15 protein-coding genes are annotated in these 15,687 nt (G+C 37.5%); 5 read left to right on the plus strand and 10 right to left on the minus strand.

Annotated features, from left to right (window positions below):
- Positions 1–22: 22 nt before the first annotated feature.
- From AXA65_RS04600 to AXA65_RS04610, 3 genes are all read right to left on the minus strand, one after another.
- Positions 23–595 (minus strand): helix-turn-helix domain-containing protein, encoded by a 573-nt coding sequence (locus AXA65_RS04600; protein WP_063968939.1) that lies wholly within the window; start codon positions 593–595, stop codon positions 23–25.
- An 82-nt stretch (positions 596–677) separates the two neighbouring features.
- The gene (locus AXA65_RS04605; protein WP_063968940.1) at positions 678–1,043 is read right to left on the minus strand and encodes a hypothetical protein; all 366 of its coding nucleotides are present in this window, start codon (positions 1,041–1,043) and stop codon (positions 678–680) included.
- 29 nt (positions 1,044–1,072) lie between these two features.
- Complete coding sequence (locus tag AXA65_RS04610; RefSeq protein ID WP_063968941.1) at positions 1,073–2,215, minus strand: acyl-CoA dehydrogenase family protein; 1,143 nt, start codon at positions 2,213–2,215, stop codon at positions 1,073–1,075.
- Between the two features lie 148 nt (positions 2,216–2,363).
- Here AXA65_RS04610 and AXA65_RS04615 point away from each other — a divergent pair, with 148 nt between their 5' ends.
- From AXA65_RS04615 to AXA65_RS04625, 3 genes are all read left to right on the plus strand, one after another.
- Positions 2,364–4,130 (plus strand): AMP-dependent synthetase/ligase, encoded by a 1,767-nt coding sequence (locus AXA65_RS04615; RefSeq protein ID WP_063968942.1) that lies wholly within the window; start codon positions 2,364–2,366, stop codon positions 4,128–4,130.
- 97 nt (positions 4,131–4,227) lie between these two features.
- The gene (locus tag AXA65_RS04620) at positions 4,228–5,985 is read left to right on the plus strand and encodes an AMP-dependent synthetase/ligase (RefSeq protein ID WP_063968943.1); all 1,758 of its coding nucleotides are present in this window, start codon (positions 4,228–4,230) and stop codon (positions 5,983–5,985) included.
- A 209-nt stretch (positions 5,986–6,194) separates the two neighbouring features.
- On the plus strand, positions 6,195–6,431 hold the full coding sequence (locus tag AXA65_RS04625) for a hypothetical protein (protein ID WP_063968944.1): 237 nt from the start codon (positions 6,195–6,197) through the stop codon (positions 6,429–6,431).
- A gap of 36 nt (positions 6,432–6,467) precedes the next feature.
- On the opposite strand, the gene AXA65_RS04630 is transcribed toward AXA65_RS04625, so the two are convergent.
- From AXA65_RS04630 to AXA65_RS04655, 6 genes are all read right to left on the minus strand, one after another.
- Entirely contained in the window at positions 6,468–6,662 is a 195-nt protein-coding gene (locus AXA65_RS04630) for a hypothetical protein (protein ID WP_063968945.1), read from the minus strand.
- Positions 6,663–6,674: 12 nt separating this feature from the next.
- On the minus strand, positions 6,675–7,277 hold the full coding sequence (locus tag AXA65_RS04635; RefSeq protein ID WP_063968946.1) for a MarC family protein: 603 nt from the start codon (positions 7,275–7,277) through the stop codon (positions 6,675–6,677).
- A gap of 51 nt (positions 7,278–7,328) precedes the next feature.
- On the minus strand, positions 7,329–9,065 hold the full coding sequence (locus AXA65_RS04640) for a BatD family protein (RefSeq protein WP_063968947.1): 1,737 nt from the start codon (positions 9,063–9,065) through the stop codon (positions 7,329–7,331).
- Positions 9,066–9,767: a tetratricopeptide repeat protein gene (locus AXA65_RS04645; RefSeq protein ID WP_228391619.1), complete on the minus strand. Its 702-nt coding sequence runs from the start codon at positions 9,765–9,767 to the stop codon at positions 9,066–9,068.
- 297 nt (positions 9,768–10,064) lie between these two features.
- Positions 10,065–10,910, minus strand: coding sequence for an ABC transporter permease (locus tag AXA65_RS04650; RefSeq protein ID WP_063968949.1), 846 nt, complete (start codon positions 10,908–10,910; stop codon positions 10,065–10,067).
- On the minus strand, positions 10,907–11,806 hold the full coding sequence (locus tag AXA65_RS04655) for an ABC transporter ATP-binding protein (protein WP_063968950.1): 900 nt from the start codon (positions 11,804–11,806) through the stop codon (positions 10,907–10,909). Before AXA65_RS04655 ends, AXA65_RS04650 begins: the two co-directional genes overlap by 4 nt.
- A 90-nt stretch (positions 11,807–11,896) precedes the next feature.
- Here AXA65_RS04655 and AXA65_RS04660 point away from each other — a divergent pair, with 90 nt between their 5' ends.
- Positions 11,897–13,243 (plus strand): AAA family ATPase, encoded by a 1,347-nt coding sequence (locus AXA65_RS04660; protein ID WP_063968951.1) that lies wholly within the window; start codon positions 11,897–11,899, stop codon positions 13,241–13,243.
- A gap of 49 nt (positions 13,244–13,292) precedes the next feature.
- Here AXA65_RS04660 and AXA65_RS04665 read toward each other — a convergent pair whose 3' ends face one another.
- Positions 13,293–14,189 carry an SPFH domain-containing protein gene (locus AXA65_RS04665; RefSeq protein ID WP_063968952.1) on the minus strand — a complete coding sequence of 299 codons (897 nt, stop codon included), beginning with the start codon at positions 14,187–14,189 and terminating at the stop codon, positions 13,293–13,295.
- Positions 14,190–14,351: 162 nt separating this feature from the next.
- Here AXA65_RS04665 and AXA65_RS04670 point away from each other — a divergent pair, with 162 nt between their 5' ends.
- The gene (locus AXA65_RS04670) at positions 14,352–15,671 is read left to right on the plus strand and encodes a peptide-N-glycosidase F-related protein (protein WP_063968953.1); all 1,320 of its coding nucleotides are present in this window, start codon (positions 14,352–14,354) and stop codon (positions 15,669–15,671) included.
- Positions 15,672–15,687 lie beyond the last annotated feature (16 nt).

A 15,687-nucleotide genomic window follows, 5' to 3' on the forward strand; every position in this document is an offset into this window, starting at 1 on the left:
ACCCGACAATCGACTGCCAAATTCATATAATACTGAAATTCAATAAGTAACGAAGCTTTCCCTTTTTATCAATTTCGAAAGCATTTCTCAAGATAATGAAAACATTTGCGAGCGTCAAACCAACCATTGTGATCATTACAGACGCTGAACCGAGTTTTAAGAATGCAACAGTTAGAAAAATAATTGGAGAAATAATGGCCAAAAATATTTGAAGCGAAATGATCTGCTTTACGATTGGTGATTTCTCTTTACTAAAAATCATGATCAATAATGGCGGCAAAAAATTAGCGATTGGAAACCACGCAAAAGGAAGTGAAGAAAGATTGATGATCTTGACCAAAGTAGAATTGAAAATCTCTTCCTTTTCTTCTATTAAAATCGGTTCATCAATTTTGATTTCTTCTGTTGGAATAATTGGAATTAATAGATCTTTTTCAGAAATATGCAGCGTTGAAGCCAGCGTTTTTAGTGTGTAACCTTTCGGTTCTGTGCCAGCTTCGATGCGCTGAATTGTTCTCACGGAAAGACCCGACATCTCGGCTAATTCTTCCTGTGTGAGATTCTTTTCTTCTCGTATTTTCTTTAATTCTGACATTTATAAAAGTACCGAAAGCAAATTTAATATTTCATTTTATTAATTATAAAAAAAACCTTTCCAAAAAAGAAAGGTTGATCATTTATTTCATGTTTAGAACTTTATCGACAACGTAAACAGTGTTCCCGCGCCAAGGCAAAGTCCCATGATATTCTTTGTAATGAAGGTCAAAATACTTTCCGCTGTTCAGCTCCAATTGTTTGAAAACCGAATCATTCTCAATAGAGAATTCAAACTGATTGCTACCAATTGGCGCTCCTGGTTTTGCAGCTCCAAATCCTTCCTGGATCAGTTTACCTTCATAGGTTTTGAAGACATTTCCTTTGTTCACCGCATAATTGAGATATCCTGATTTGACGCCTTCGCCAAAGACAAAATAATATTTCCACCAAACGAAAACGCCGAGAAATAAAAAAATTACGGCCAGGCTCATCCAAAGATATTTCATACTGTGTTTTTAAAGTTAACCAAAGTTAGTTATTTTTTCGAGATCGCTCTGGAAATCACGATTTTCTGAATTTCAGAAGTTCCTTCGTAGATCTGGGTGATCTTCGCATCACGCATCATTCTTTCCACGTGATATTCTTTCACATAGCCGTAACCACCATGGATCTGAACCGCTTCTATCGTCGTGTCCATCGCTACTTGAGACGCATACAATTTTGCCATTGCACCACTTTCTGAGATGTCTTTGCCTTCGTCTTTTTCAGCTGCCGCTTTGTAGATCAACATTCTTGCCGCCATAATGCTTACGTGCATATCTGCCAGTTTGAAAGCGATTGCCTGATGATTGATGATCTCTGTCCCGAAAGATTTTCTTTCCTTAGCATATTTCAGTGACAATTCGTACGCACCAGAAGCAATTCCCAAAGCCTGAGAAGCAATCCCGATTCTGCCTCCATTAAGAACAGCCATTGCAAACGCGAATCCGAAACCGTCTTCACCAATTCTGTTTTCCTTAGGCACTTTCACGTCTGTGAACATCAAAGAATGTGTATCACTTCCTCTGATTCCCAATTTATCTTCTTTTTTTCCAACCTGAAAACCTTCCCAACCTCTTTCTACGATGAAAGCGTTGATCCCTTTATGTTTTTTCTCTGGATGCGTCTGCGCGATCACAACATAGTAAGTAGCGTTTCCACCATTCGTGATCCAGTTTTTGGTTCCATTTAATAAGTAATAATCACCTTTGTCTTCAGCTGTGGTTGACTGAGATGTTGCATCAGAACCTGCTTCTGGTTCAGATAATGCAAATGCACCGATTACCTCTCCACTTGCAAGTGGTTTCAGATACTTCATTTTCTGTTCTTCGCTGGCAAATTTTTCTATCCCAGCGCAAACCAAAGAGTTGTTCACAGACATTACAACGGCAGCCGAAGCGTCAATTTTGGCAATTTCTTCCATTGCTAAAACGTAAGAGATACTATCCAAACCTGCTCCGCCATATTTCGGATCGACCATCATCCCCAAAAATCCCATCTCGCCCATCTTTTTCACGGCATCGTACGGAAATTTCTGTTCGTTATCTCTTTCGATAACACCTTGCAAAAGTTCTGCGTGTGCAAAATCCCTTGCGGCCTGTTGTATCATTTGTTGCTCTTCTGTAAGATTGAAATCCATAAGTCTTTTTATTATATTTTTCGTTCGTAAATATAAACTTTTTGACAAAAAATCAAAGGAAAATGCAGCATTTTGTTATCTGAGAAAAAAAAAATATATTTACGATAATGTAAACTCAATTTTAATTATATATTAACAACCATATCATATGAACGTTAAAAGAATATTTGATTTTTCTGCGCTGGCCTTAGAAAAATTTCCGAACGAAGACTGCCTCGTTACCAAAAAAAATGGAAAATGGATCAAAACTTCTACGATGGAATTCGTGAATCAGGGAAACAAGATCTCTCGCGGGCTTTTGAAATTGGGTATTAAACCTGGCGACAAAATCGGACTTGTCACTGCAAACAATATAACAGAATGGGCCATCATGGATCTGGGGATTTCTCAGATAGGTGTTGTAACGGTTCCGGTCTATCCTACGATCTCTGAGGAAGATTACATCTATATCTTCAATAATTCTGAGATAAAATATTGTTTTGTATCAGACAAAGACCTCTATAAAAAACTTACAAGTGCAAAAGCTCAAATTCCTTCCTTGGTAGGTGTCTTTACCTTCGATGATATTGATGGCGCCCCTAACTGGAATGAGATCTTGGACCTGGGCGAAAATGACCTAACACAGGATGAAGTGGATGATCTTGCAAAAGCCATCAATCCTGAAGATATCGCCACCATCATTTACACTTCGGGAACAACCGGAAAACCCAAAGGAGTTCCATTGACGCATAATAACCTTGTGGCCAATGTACTTGCTAGCACACCAAGAATCCCAAAAGATAAGAGTCTGGATTATAAAGAACTAAAAGCACTCAGTTTTCTTCCAATCTGTCACGTTTTCGAAAGGATGATATTTTACCTTTATCTAAGTAATGGAATCTCCATCTATTTTGCAGAAAGCATCGAGAAGATCGGTGAAAATGTAAAGGAAGTAAAACCTCACTATATGACCGTTGTTCCAAGGTTGGTAGAAAAAGTTTATGATTCTATCTACAATAAAGGAACGGCTGCTGGTGGACTGAAATCTAAAATTTTCCTTTGGTCACTTGGTATCGCAGAGAAATATGAGATTGAAAAACCTAGATCCTTCATGCACACGATCGCAGATAAATTGGTCTTCAAAAAATGGAGAGAAGGTCTAGGTGGAAATCTAATCACTTTGGTTTCTGGTTCAGCAGCATTGTCTAAACGTTTGAATGTAATGTTTCACGCTGCTGGAATCCCCATTTTGGAAGGTTATGGATTGACAGAAACTTCGCCCGTTATTTCTGTTAACAGTTTCGGGAAAGTGAAAGCTGGATCCGTGGGAATCCCTCTCGAAAATGTAAAAGTGAGGATCGAGTCAGATGGTGAGATCGTTGTAAAAGGACCATCTGTCTTTGCAGGATACTATCAAGACGAAGAAAAAACCAACGAAGCTTTTACTAGTGACGGTTATTTCAAAACAGGCGACATCGGGATGTTGGACGAAGATAATTTCCTATTCATTACCGATAGAAAGAAAGAAATGTTCAAAACATCTGGTGGAAAATTCATTGCGCCACAGGTGATAGAAAACTTAGCTAAGGCTTCGAAGTTCATCGAACAGATCATGGTAGTCGGTGATGGTGAAAAAATGCCTTGCGCATTGGTTCAGCCTGACTTCAACTATACAAAGACGTGGGCAGAACTTCATAATGTGAAAATCTCTGATTCCCACAAAGAAATTGCTGCAAATCCTGCTGTAAAATCCCGAATAGAAAAGGAAATCGAAAACATGAACCAACATCTAGGCAAATGGGAACAAATCAAAAAGATAGAACTGACGCCAAAAGTCTGGACCATAGACGATGGACTTCTAACACCTACTCTGAAACTAAAAAGAAAAGCGATCAAGGCAGAATTCCAAGATCTCTACGACAGAATGTACAAATAGATCAAAGCTATCCAATGGATAGCTTTTTTTATAGAATTATTAACAGCAGCAAACTTAAGTTTTATTTATATTTGCTTTGAACGTAAGTTATAAAACTATGGAAGTAAAAAGGATTTTCGACATTCCTTATTATTCGAAAGCCAATTTCGAGAAAGATGATTTTGTCTGTGACAAGAGAAACGGAAAATGGGAAAAAGTGTCAACAGATCAATACATCGATATTACCAATCAGCTTTCCAGAGCACTTCTGAAATATGGATTGAAAAAAGGTGATAAAATTGCGCTCATCACTTCTACCAATCGCGTGGAATGGTGTTTTTTCGACCAAGCTGCTTTACAGATAGGTTTGGTTACTGTTCCCATCTATCCATCAATATCCAGTGAAGATTGTGTTTACAATCTTGAAAATTCTGACTCCAAAGTTTGTATCGTTTCGGATGAAAAGTTATTTGAGAAAATCAATTCAATCAAAGATCAGCTTCCTGCTTTGAAAGAGATTTTAACGTTTGATGAAGTTTCTGGAGCAAAAAATTGGAAAGAACTCTTTGATCTGGGAAAAGAAAATGACAATCAAAAAGAAGTTGATGACATCAAAAATTCAATTTCTGAAGATGAATTGGCTTCTATCATTTATACTTCCGGAACAACTGGTAGACCGAAAGGTGTGATGCTAACTCACAAAAATATCGTTTCCGATGTTCTTGGCTGTGAAGACAGAGTGCCGCACAAGGACTCCAAAAACAGAGCTTTGAGTTTCCTTCCGCTTTGTCACGTGTATGAAAGAATGATCCTTTATCTATTCACAACAAATGGAATCTCCATCTATTTCGCTGAAAGCAATGATAAGCTGAGCGAAAATCTTAAAGAAGTGAAACCTCAATATTTGACCGTTGTTCCAAGAATGATTGAAAAAGTCTTTGACGCGATCAACAAAAAAGGAACAGAATCTGGCGGAATCAAGTCCAAAATATTCCTTTGGTCACTTAAGGTTGCTGAAAAATACAAAGTGGGAACTTCGAAGTCCCTTTCTCATATCATTGCAGACAAACTGGTTTTCAGCAAATGGAGAGAAGGTCTTGGTGGAAATCTAATCACTTTGGTTTCCGGTTCTGCGGCTCTTTCCAAACGATTGAACACGATGTTTCACGCGGCTGGAATTCCGATTCTTGAAGGTTATGGATTGACGGAAACTTCGCCCGTGATTGCCGTTAACAGTTTTGGTTACACCAAAATCGGTTCGGTTGGAAGACCTATTGAAAATATTGATGTCAAGATCCAGGAAGATGGTGAAATCACGGTGAAAGGTCCTACAGTAACACAAGGTTATTATAAAGACGAAGAAAAGACCAAAGAAGCTTTTACGGACGACGGCTATTTCAAAACGGGAGATATCGGAATGTTGGATGAGGATAATTTCCTTTTCATCACGGACAGAAAGAAAGAAATGTTCAAAACTTCCGGCGGAAAATATGTAGCACCTCAAGTCATCGAGAATTTAGCGAAAGCTTCACAATTCATTGAGCAGATCATGGTGGTTGGTGATGGTGAAAAAATGCCGACCGCATTAGTCCAACCGGATTTTGAATATGCAAAAAATTGGGCTTCAAAAAATAAGATCAACATCGGAACTTCACCTGAAGAGATTGCCAGTTCCAAGGAACTGAAAGCTGAAATCCAAAAAGAACTTGAAAAAATAAATGCACATCTCGGCAAATGGGAACAAGTCAAAAAAATTGAATTGACGCCTGAAGTCTGGACAGAAAATAATGGTTTGCTAACTCCTACTTTGAAATTGAAAAGGAAAGTTGTGAAAGAGCGATTCAATGATTTGTATGAGAAGCTTTATGATAGGTAATCATCACCGAATTGGAATGACACATTGCAGCCCGACTTATCTCATCTTTTTTATTTTTTATTTGAATCGATGAACCACTTCGTTAGGTTTGAGTGGAAATCCTTTTTTGCGGAGGGAAAAGCTAAGGTACAAAAAAGATTGACTTCGTCGAACCACTTCGTTAGGTTTGGGAACGGAAGGCGGAAATAGCTGCCCAAATAATTAAATAAATGAATATAACCCGAACAGAATTAATAAAAATCTGCGACCGATTTCTTGAAGATAAGATCAGCAAAGAGGAAATGATCCATTTTGCAACATCGGTGATGTTTGATGATGAGGACAAGTATGAATGTGAGGATGAAATCGTGGAAGAAATCCTTTCTCAATGGGACAATGTTCACACGCAACATAAGATCAATAAAAGAAGCATCCAATTTTTGAGGGATAATCTTCTGAAAATTTAGTCAAAAAAAAACGCTCCGAAACTCGAAGCGTTTTTTTTATTTTTTCTCTGCCAGTTTGCTCCACATATGGAGAATGTAAACGACAATGATTCCCAATATCCCAGCTGAGATAGAAAATATGAATTTCGTATTCTCATCGTCCATAAAACCCGCTTGCCAATCCAATGCATATAGACTTACTGCAATTGAGAAGATAAAAACGGCCAAGAATACTTTATAAAATGTTTTCATTCTGATGAAATTTTAAAAATGAATATAGTTCTGAAATAGCTGTGCAAAGTTAGCTGTAAATAATTTAATAGAGATGGCCAAAAGGATAATTCCGAAAACTTTTTGCAAAACCTGAAGTGATCCTTCGCCTAGTTTTTTCTCTATCCATGGCGCTAATCTCAAAACAGCATAAACCAGGATCGTATTGAGGACAATTCCGCAAATGATATTGATATCGTGGTATTCTGCTCTTAGGGATAAAGTTGTGGTCAATGTTCCAGCTCCTGCGATCAATGGAAATGCAATTGGGACAATGGATGCAGCCTGAGGCTGATTTGTTTTATGGATCTCTATTCCCAGGATCATTTCTATCGCGATGATGAAAATGACGAAAGCTCCTGCAATTGCAAAGGAATTAACATCTACGCCAATGAATTTCAGAATGTTATTCCCGATGAAAAGAAATGAGATCATCAAGATTCCGGCAACGATGGCTGCTTTCTCGGATTCGATTTTTCCAAATTTCTGACGCAACGAAACGATGATCGGAACCGATCCCAAAATATCGATGACCGCAAACAATACCATAAAGGCCGTCATTGTTTCTTTGATAGAAAATTCTTCTAAAAATTCCATAACTTTGATTTTAAAGATTTCGCAAAAATATGAATAATTTTTGACAAATTATTAAAGCTTACTATAGACTTCTTCTATTTCTTTTAAAATCTCGGACTGGTTCTCTTTGGAAGAATAGGGAGAATATTTTTCGATATTGATTTTGGCTATCAGTTGGCTGAATTTTTCAGATTCCCTCAATCCTAAATTGGTTTTTAGATGGTCTTGAAAATTAAGCGAATATCTGGTTTTGGAATATTGATCAGCTTCTGCTTTCAACTCTTCGAATCCTTGAAAAAATCTGGAACTTTCTCCTGAATCGATCATTTTTTGTAAGTAGCCCAAATGGGAATCCAGGTCAAAATGATTCTTATTCTTCAGCATTACTTCTGTCTCAGCGATGGTTACGATTGGTTTTGATGCTATATTTTTCTTTTCCAGGTCTTGTTTCTTTTTATCCTTGATCTTTTTATTGAAATAAAGGAACAACAGCGCTCCGAAGCCTACAATCAAAAGATTCCCTAGAATCACCATCCAACTCATCTTCTTATGTTCTTTGACCTTCAGTTTTTGAGTGCTTAAAACAGGAGAATCTACTTTCTCCAAAACATTGTTGGTGTACTCATTTACTTTTTGTAAGGTTGTTTTGGCGTTTGCTATATCTTGTGCATTCACAGCGTTTAATGCTAAAAATTTGGAACCCAATTCCACATACTTTTCTTCTTTTGGATCGAAGTAGGAAAAATCTTCCGTCGCAATTCTTAGATCACCTCTTTTCTTTGGGATGATGACGTATTGTGCTTCCACTTCACCTTCGATTCCATTCATTGTTGCAATAGAGCTATTAATGATCTTCGGTTCAAAGATCTCATAATCAGGAGAAGGTAAGATCTTCGGAACAATTGCTGGTGAAAGATTTCCGTTGCCAGAAAGTTTAACAGAAATATTGAAGGCTTTGTTGATCTCAAAATTCTCTTTTCCTTTGTCGATCATTTCAATCTTCACATCATATTTTCCAACTGCGTTATTGAAGTTTTCAGGCGCACCTTCGGGCATTCTTTTTACATTAAGCTTGGCTTTATTAGAAACCAGAACGTTTTTATGATTGGTAAATGGTACCTCCATAGGCGGAACCTCCATCACACCAGCAACTTTCGGGATGATCACGAACATTCCTACGACCTGTGCCGAGTAATCATTCTCAGAATCCTCTATCGATTCATCAAAGTTGGCAATAGAGCGGATGGCGATATTACGCGTAGGTTCAAACTTAGCGGGCTCCAGATGGCGAAAGTTCGAGATATTTCTAGAAAATGCTTTCAGTACAACTACAGCTGGCTCGTTTTTGTACACTTCCCTCTCTTCCAGCTGCATGTTGAGATACATGTTCTTAGCAGGATTACTGGTTGCCAAAGGTTTTTTCTCTGCTTCTTTTACAAAAACATCAATAGGTTCTGTTTTGTACATTTTCCCATTGACCTTTACAAGGGCAGATCCAATTTTTACACTTCCTGTCTGCTTTGGAATCAATGAAAATTGATAGACCATCTGGTTGATCCTGATCTTCTTTACAGGATCGATCAATGTATTTTGCTCTGAAGCAAAGTCATAATTGAATTTTGAAAAATCCGGCAGCTTAATAGGCGTTTCCTGGATCAAGTCCTCACCAAAGATCTCCAAGACTACCGTGAAGGTAATCGGAGTGTTCACACGGGCTTCCTGTGTATTGACCTCAGAGTAAAGATTTACCTGAGCAAAGGAAAAAGCCGATGCTAATAGGAATAATATGTATAAATTTTTCTTTATCATTTACCAATCTTTCTCATTGCTTTGCGGCATAGAGTTAGATTTTTTGTTTAAAATTCTTCTCGCAGTTTCCTTCTCTCTGTTTTCGATATCTTTCAGGATCTGTCTTTCTGCTTCTTTTGGAATATTATTTTCCTCTTTTTTTGGCTGATTGGGTTTACCTTGGTCTTTCCCTTTTTGGTCATCGCCTTTGCCGTCCTGCTGGTTTTTTTTCTGATTACCTTTATCAGAATCATCTTTGTTCTTCTGGTCTTGATCGCCGCCCTTCCCTTTGTTCTGTTTTTGCTTTTGCTGATCCTTTTTCTCTTTGTCTTTCAGCATGGCGATCTCATAGTTTTTACGGATGGCTTCGTTATATGGATCTTGTTTCAGGGCTTGCTTGTAGTAATCTGCAGCTTTTTCAGGATTATTGGATTGTATAGAGACATTGCCCATGTTGTACAGTGCCGCCGCTTTTTCATATTTGCTTTTGGTGTATTTTGCCGCTTTTTCGTATTCAGCGCTTGCCTCTTCGTACTTTTTGCTTTTGTAAAGCGCATTTCCCAAGTTGTAACGAGCAGTATAATTGCTGTTCTTTTCGGCAATTGCTTCCAGATATTTGCTTGAGGATGCATCATATTCCTTGGCATCAAATTTCTTATTACCTTCGTAAACCAATGCATTGTAACTCTTCTGCGCAAAAAGAAATTGCGAAGAAATCATCATACAAATCAGGGTTAAAGTAGATTTAAAATTCATTGATACAAAATTATCCGTTTTATTGTTAAAATCAACACTTTAAAAGTTAAAGTTGGGTTAAAAATGAGACTCGAAAAAACCTTTATTTAAGGCACTTTTTTAACAATTAGATTACCAATTTAACATAATAAAACCACCAGAAATCATGCTAGTGGTTCTATAGATCAATGGAATCAATCAAATATTTAATTAAATTTAACTTTAATTAAACAAATATAACATATTGTATTTTAAATAACTAAATTAATTCACATAAAGTTAATTTTACCAATCTTTTTTCTTCAGGATATAGTAACTACTGCTTATAAAAACAATGGACCATATCACACATGCGATAACACTTCCAATAGGATATTGAAATTTGAACTCCATTCCCAGCATTTGCGCCATACTGGTTCTGACCAAAGGATTAGGAATAAGATTGGACATACTTTCCAACGGTAGATAATCTGTAAGGAAAGTCGTTGTATTTAAAACTTTAGCTTTTTCCAATTCTGTAATATGATGTTGAATCCCAAATGTTTCAACACCAATCATGATCTTCTCCACAAACCAGAACATAAAAAATCCCAAAAACACAAAAATTGATTTTCTGAATAGGATTGATAAAAACATCAAAAATGAAAAGAATGTAAAAAGCTTCAAAAAATAATTGAAAATGAAATAGATCTCTTTAAAGATTAAATCACTCTCCTGAGTCGCAGAATAGCTTTTGCCTAAAATAAATCCGATAATAAACACCAGCAAAGTTGAAAAACCTGTGAACACCAAGATGGTCAAGAGTTTCGAAAAGATGAATTCTTCCCTACTCAACCCGTCAATTAGATTTTGCTTGAACATCCTGTTGCTAAACTCCTGACAAATAGAGAAAACAATAATACAACCAAGGAAAATTTTCAGAAGCCCTACGATGTAAGTTGTGAAATTCCAAACGCCTGGGAAATTATACATCCCTTGCTCTTTTAAATTGACCTTGATCCCAAGTATGTCAAAATCCACCAAACCAATAAACAGCAATCCTACTAAAACGATGAAATACAGAAGTGCAAATATTTTGAATGGCCTATAGTTCAGGTTTTTGAGATATTCTAATTTTAATAATCGTATCATGAGTTGGATTGTTTTACAAGTTCTAGGAATTGAGTTTCGAGGCTTTCTTTTTTCTTCGTGAGATGCGATAGGAAGATGCCTTTTTCGAATAGTTTTTTGTTAAGTTCCGAAGCTGAAATATCTTGTGAGATCTGCGCAATGACCAATTGGTCTTTCTCTTTCACGCTGGAGAAAATATTCAAACTATTTAATACCGAAATTAATGACGCTGCATCATCAGACTTCAATTCAAAGAAACCTTTGGTATTGCTCATTGCATCCACTGACCCGGAATAGATCGCTGTTCCGTGCTTCAAAACGATCACGTGGCTGCAAATTTTCTCTATCTCGTCCAAAAGGTGGCTTGCTACGATAATTGTTGTTCCAGACTTCGCAATCGAGTTGATAATATCTCTGATCTGGATGATTCCTTCAGGATCCAAACCGTTTGTCGGCTCATCCAGGATCAGCACTTCTGGATTTGCCAATAGCGCCGAAGCAATTGCCAAGCGTTGTTTCATTCCCAGAGAATAAGTGGAAAAAGCATCTTTCTTTCTAGCCAGTAGATTAACGGTTTCCAAAACCTGATCGATCCTTTTAGTCGGAGCACCTTTGATTGTCGCAACGATTTCCAGATTTTTCTCAGCACTCAAGTATGGATAGAAATTGGGTTGTTCGATGATCGCACCGATTCTCTTCAAAGTGTCAGTATCTGTTCCCTCTTTTCCAAACCATTTCCAGCTTCCGGAAGTTGGATTGATGGTGGAAAGCAGCATCCCGAATGTGGTTGATTTTCCGCTTCCATTGGGTCCTAAAAGACCATAGACATTCCCTTTCTCTACATCAAAGGAAATATTGTTGACCGCTATCTGCTTGAATCGCTTGGTCAGATTTTTGACTTCCAGAATTTTTTCCATATAAATATTTAATATAAAAGTCTTGCTATTAGTACAATTGTTACTTTGATTTGTATAGTTTTTGTTAAATCAAATCAAAAGATTGAAAAAATGACCCAAAACATCACCGAGTTTTCCGAAAAACTAGACATTTCCGAAGAGAGCCTCAAACAGTTTATTCAGGATTTTGACCTTGATATATCAGCTTGCCTTTCTCCGAAACTTAATATTACACAAAATTTTGAAACTTTTGCGATAGAAAATCAGGAATTTCTAAAAAAATACGACAAAGATCTGAGTGAAGAAAAAAGCATTACTCAAATCGCAGATAAAATAGATCAGCCTGTAGAAAAAGTAGAAGAGATCATCAAGAATAATGTTCCGAACATCTATGACAACGGACTTTACAGATCTTCTGTCTCAACATTTGGGATCGATCGTAAGCTGGGTGGAAATTATCAGTTCATTTATAATTATTTTGGCAACAAGTCCGAGCTTACACAGCGAGATTTTGTCGGTTACAGAGATTTGTTCTTTTATATTTATGACATGCTGGAACCATTCATCAACCCAGAACAATCCAAGAATTGGGGAATCCAAAAGGCAGCTGGAATAATCGTTTACGGACCACCGGGAAGTGGTAAGATCTTTTGGGCAAAAAAAATTGCAGAAATGATTGATTTTGAGTTTTTTGAAATCCAAAAATCCAAGTTAAAACCCACGTCTTCGATTGATGAAAAGACAACTTTTGACAGCTATCTTTCTGAGATGTTGAAAAAGGACAAGATCATCCTGTTTTTGGAAAATTTTGATGAGATCATGATGCAAAAAACCGAAAATCGAATCATTAGCAATAACAATGAAGAAGTTCAGGATTGCATTTTCCATAATATTGAAAAATTCGAAAAGGAAAATCTTTTAATGATCGGTTCTGCAAGAGAACTAGCGGGAATTGAACCTGAGATCATTGCGCCGGGAAGGTTCGATGTTTTGATACCGATCTTTCCACCCAACTTGCATGAGCGTGCAGAAATGCTGCTTTACAATATGACAAAAAATCTGAGTGATGATGCCACTTTATTAAAAATATTGAAAGAAAACAAAGCGGACCAAATTCCATTTTGGATTGAAACTGCTGAAAAAATGAAGGTCTTTTCCAACACGATGATCGTCGACTTCACACAAAGTCTTAAAAAACGGATACGAAGTTCATACCTGAAAAACAGAACGGAACAAATTATAATCAATCAAGGAATTTTGGAAGCCTCTTTCAAAGAATCTGCAGCCAAATTGACCAATGACTACCTGAACAATGTCCAGCAATTCGTTTTGGAGGCAACCACCAACTCCTATGACCGTTTTGCGAACAGAATTGAAGATCTTAAAAAAGAATTAAGTACCTACAAAGCGAAAGAAAAACCTACAAAACCTATTGGATTCAAAACTGATGAAGCATAAAAAAGCCCGAAAAATCGGGCTTTAATCTTTATTAATAGAATTTCGATTTCTATAAATTCTTATCTTCTATTTTCTTCGAAACAGCCATAGATGTTACAAGATCATTCAGTAAAGAACTAGCAGCTGTTGGCGAATTAGGTAATAAAACCAAGTTCGAACGGTTGTTGGCTCCAATAGAATGTAAAGTATCATAATGCTGGGTTACGACGATCAAGGCTGAAGCTTCATGCGCGCTGATTCCGGCAGCGTTCAGCATTTTCACAGATTCTTCCAGACCTTTGGCAATCTCTCTTCTTTGGTCGGCGATTCCTTGTCCTTGAAGCTTTTTAGATTCCGCTTCAGCTTTTGCAACGGCTACGATTCTTATCCTTTGAGCTTCGGATTCATATTCAGCGGCGGTTTTTTCTCGTTCTGCCGCGTTGATCCTGTTCATGGCGTGCTTTACCTGATCATCCGGGTCGATGTCTGTCACCAAAGCTTTGATGATATCATATCCGTAACTTTGCATCGCTTCCTGCAATTCTGCTTTTACAGCAACGGCGATGTCATCTTTTTTAAGGAAAACATCATCTAATTTCAGCTTCGGAACCTCTGCTCTCACCACATCAAAAACGTAAGATGTGATCTGATCATGCGGACTTTCCAATCTATAGTAAGCATCAGCAACTTGATTTCTAATCACCTGAAACTGAACAGAGATCTTCATTTTTACAAAAACATTATCAAGTGTTTTAGTATCGATCAAAACATCCAATTGTTGAATTCTCAAATTCATTCTTTTTGAGATCTGATCGATAAATGGAATTTTCAAATGTAATCCCGCATGTCTTGCAGAATGGAATTTGCCCAAACGCTCGACGAGTGCTGCAGTTTCTTGTTTCACCGTAAAGAACGACGCAAAAAGTGTGATCAATCCAAAGAATACTATTACTCCGATGTATATCATAATTTGTAAATTTTCCTAAAGATAGGATTTTTATAAAAGATTAGCAAGTCAAATCCAATATTGACAAATCATCAAACATTAAAACCAATCATTAAACAAATCACATTTAAACCTTGTTTTATGTAACATTTTATTAAATTTGTTGTCATAATAAATCTATATATGAAGAAAAAAATATTTTTTGCAATTGCAGGAATCTTTACCAGTTCGATTTTTTCTGCACAGAATGTTTCGGTTTTCAACGACGTTCCCTTCTACAGTATGTATCATTATCTAGGCGAAGGACAGACGATGCCACCCGAAGCTTTTTCTCAAATCCCAGCTGGCGCGATCAGGCTCCACGCCTACGAGCAGGACATCATTTCAAGAAAATTGACGGACGCAGAGATCTCGTCCATTGGAAGCAGCGTAATGATGAATATCACTTTGATCGCCGCTTGTGATAACTACGACAGGATCGCAGGTGTCAATTTGGTTTTAGTCCCTAAGGGAAGCACAAGCTATACTTTCAATCAGGCAGATATCAAAAGGATCGAGATCGGAAGGTTTATCACGCCTTTCATGAATAAAAACAAATTAACTACGCAAGTTCCATACAGCTATAAGGTAGATAATATCTCAAATATCCTGCATGATTCTGCGTTGGCTGCCAGTTATGATTTCTGGATTGAGTTCCGTGCTGATGGTTATTCTGCTGCTGCAAATACAGAAGTGATTGGTTGTGCAGACAGAACAGACGTGTTCCGAGGTAATCTGGAATTTGTTTCGAGCGGAACTCCAGCTCCAACACAAAATTTCTTATTACCGATCTCTTACCGTGACAATCTGAATAATTACAACGCAACAGATGTTCCTGGCCAGACCACAAGATTGGTCACTTTTACTTTGGAACAGCCTGTGGCAAACGCGAGCCTGCATTTGATTACTTCCAATCATGGATCTAACCCAGCTGGGGAAGAATATGTGAGAAGGATTCATTATGTTTATCTGGACAATGAATTGGTTTACGAATATGAGCCGGGCGGGAAAAATTGCGAAGACTACAGACAATACAACACGCAAGTCAACGGAATCTATAACACAACACCAAAAACACTGAGAGGTTGGGTCTCCTGGAACAACTGGTGTCCAGGTGACGCTATTCCTAATCGTGAAGTGAATCTAGGGAATCTCTCCGCCGGCACACATACCATAAAGCTTGATGTGCCAACAGCGGTTTTTAAAGATGGACAAGGCTACTTCCCAATCTCTATGTATCTTCAAAACAGTACAAGTGGGCAGATCATCTGTGCCGAACCGAGCGACTTCAAAATCACGAGTCAGGTCGGACAAACGAGTACTCTAGGATGGAAGGAAAATGGAACGTCTACAAATTGGGAAACAGTTTGGAGCAGAAAATCAGTTTATACACCAGTTTACGAATTCACTCATCAAATTGAAAACACACCTATTGACTCACAATCTGACCTTACGAAAAACTAGCTTTACGAAAGTTATG

This window comes from Chryseobacterium sp. FP211-J200, assembly GCF_001643375.1.
GTDB lineage: Bacteria > Bacteroidota > Bacteroidia > Flavobacteriales > Weeksellaceae > Epilithonimonas > Epilithonimonas ginsengisoli.

What these genes read in the sequence shown, in the direction of transcription:
- AXA65_RS04605 (WP_063968940.1), bottom strand. Translation starts at nt 1,043, where the DNA reads ATGAAATATCTTTGGATGAGCCTGGCCGTAATTTTTTTATTTCTCGGC.
- AXA65_RS04635 (WP_063968946.1), bottom strand. Translation starts at nt 7,277, where the DNA reads ATGGAATTTTTAGAAGAATTTTCTATCAAAGAAACAATGACGGCCTTT.
- AXA65_RS04625 (WP_063968944.1), top strand. Translation starts at nt 6,195, where the DNA reads ATGAATATAACCCGAACAGAATTAATAAAAATCTGCGACCGATTTCTT.
- AXA65_RS04630 (WP_063968945.1), bottom strand. Translation starts at nt 6,662, where the DNA reads ATGAAAACATTTTATAAAGTATTCTTGGCCGTTTTTATCTTCTCAATT.
- AXA65_RS04600 (WP_063968939.1), bottom strand. Translation starts at nt 595, where the DNA reads ATGTCAGAATTAAAGAAAATACGAGAAGAAAAGAATCTCACACAGGAA.
- AXA65_RS04650 (WP_063968949.1), bottom strand. Translation starts at nt 10,910, where the DNA reads ATGATACGATTATTAAAATTAGAATATCTCAAAAACCTGAACTATAGG.
- AXA65_RS04645 (WP_228391619.1), bottom strand. Translation starts at nt 9,767, where the DNA reads ATGATGATTTCTTCGCAATTTCTTTTTGCGCAGAAGAGTTACAATGCA.
- AXA65_RS04670 (WP_063968953.1), top strand. Translation starts at nt 14,352, where the DNA reads ATGAAGAAAAAAATATTTTTTGCAATTGCAGGAATCTTTACCAGTTCG.
- AXA65_RS04640 (WP_063968947.1), bottom strand. Translation starts at nt 9,065, where the DNA reads ATGATAAAGAAAAATTTATACATATTATTCCTATTAGCATCGGCTTTT.
- AXA65_RS04655 (WP_063968950.1), bottom strand. Translation starts at nt 11,806, where the DNA reads ATGGAAAAAATTCTGGAAGTCAAAAATCTGACCAAGCGATTCAAGCAG.
- AXA65_RS04660 (WP_063968951.1), top strand. Translation starts at nt 11,897, where the DNA reads ATGACCCAAAACATCACCGAGTTTTCCGAAAAACTAGACATTTCCGAA.
- AXA65_RS04665 (WP_063968952.1), bottom strand. Translation starts at nt 14,189, where the DNA reads ATGATATACATCGGAGTAATAGTATTCTTTGGATTGATCACACTTTTT.
- AXA65_RS04620 (WP_063968943.1), top strand. Translation starts at nt 4,228, where the DNA reads ATGGAAGTAAAAAGGATTTTCGACATTCCTTATTATTCGAAAGCCAAT.
- AXA65_RS04610 (WP_063968941.1), bottom strand. Translation starts at nt 2,215, where the DNA reads ATGGATTTCAATCTTACAGAAGAGCAACAAATGATACAACAGGCCGCA.
- AXA65_RS04615 (WP_063968942.1), top strand. Translation starts at nt 2,364, where the DNA reads ATGAACGTTAAAAGAATATTTGATTTTTCTGCGCTGGCCTTAGAAAAA.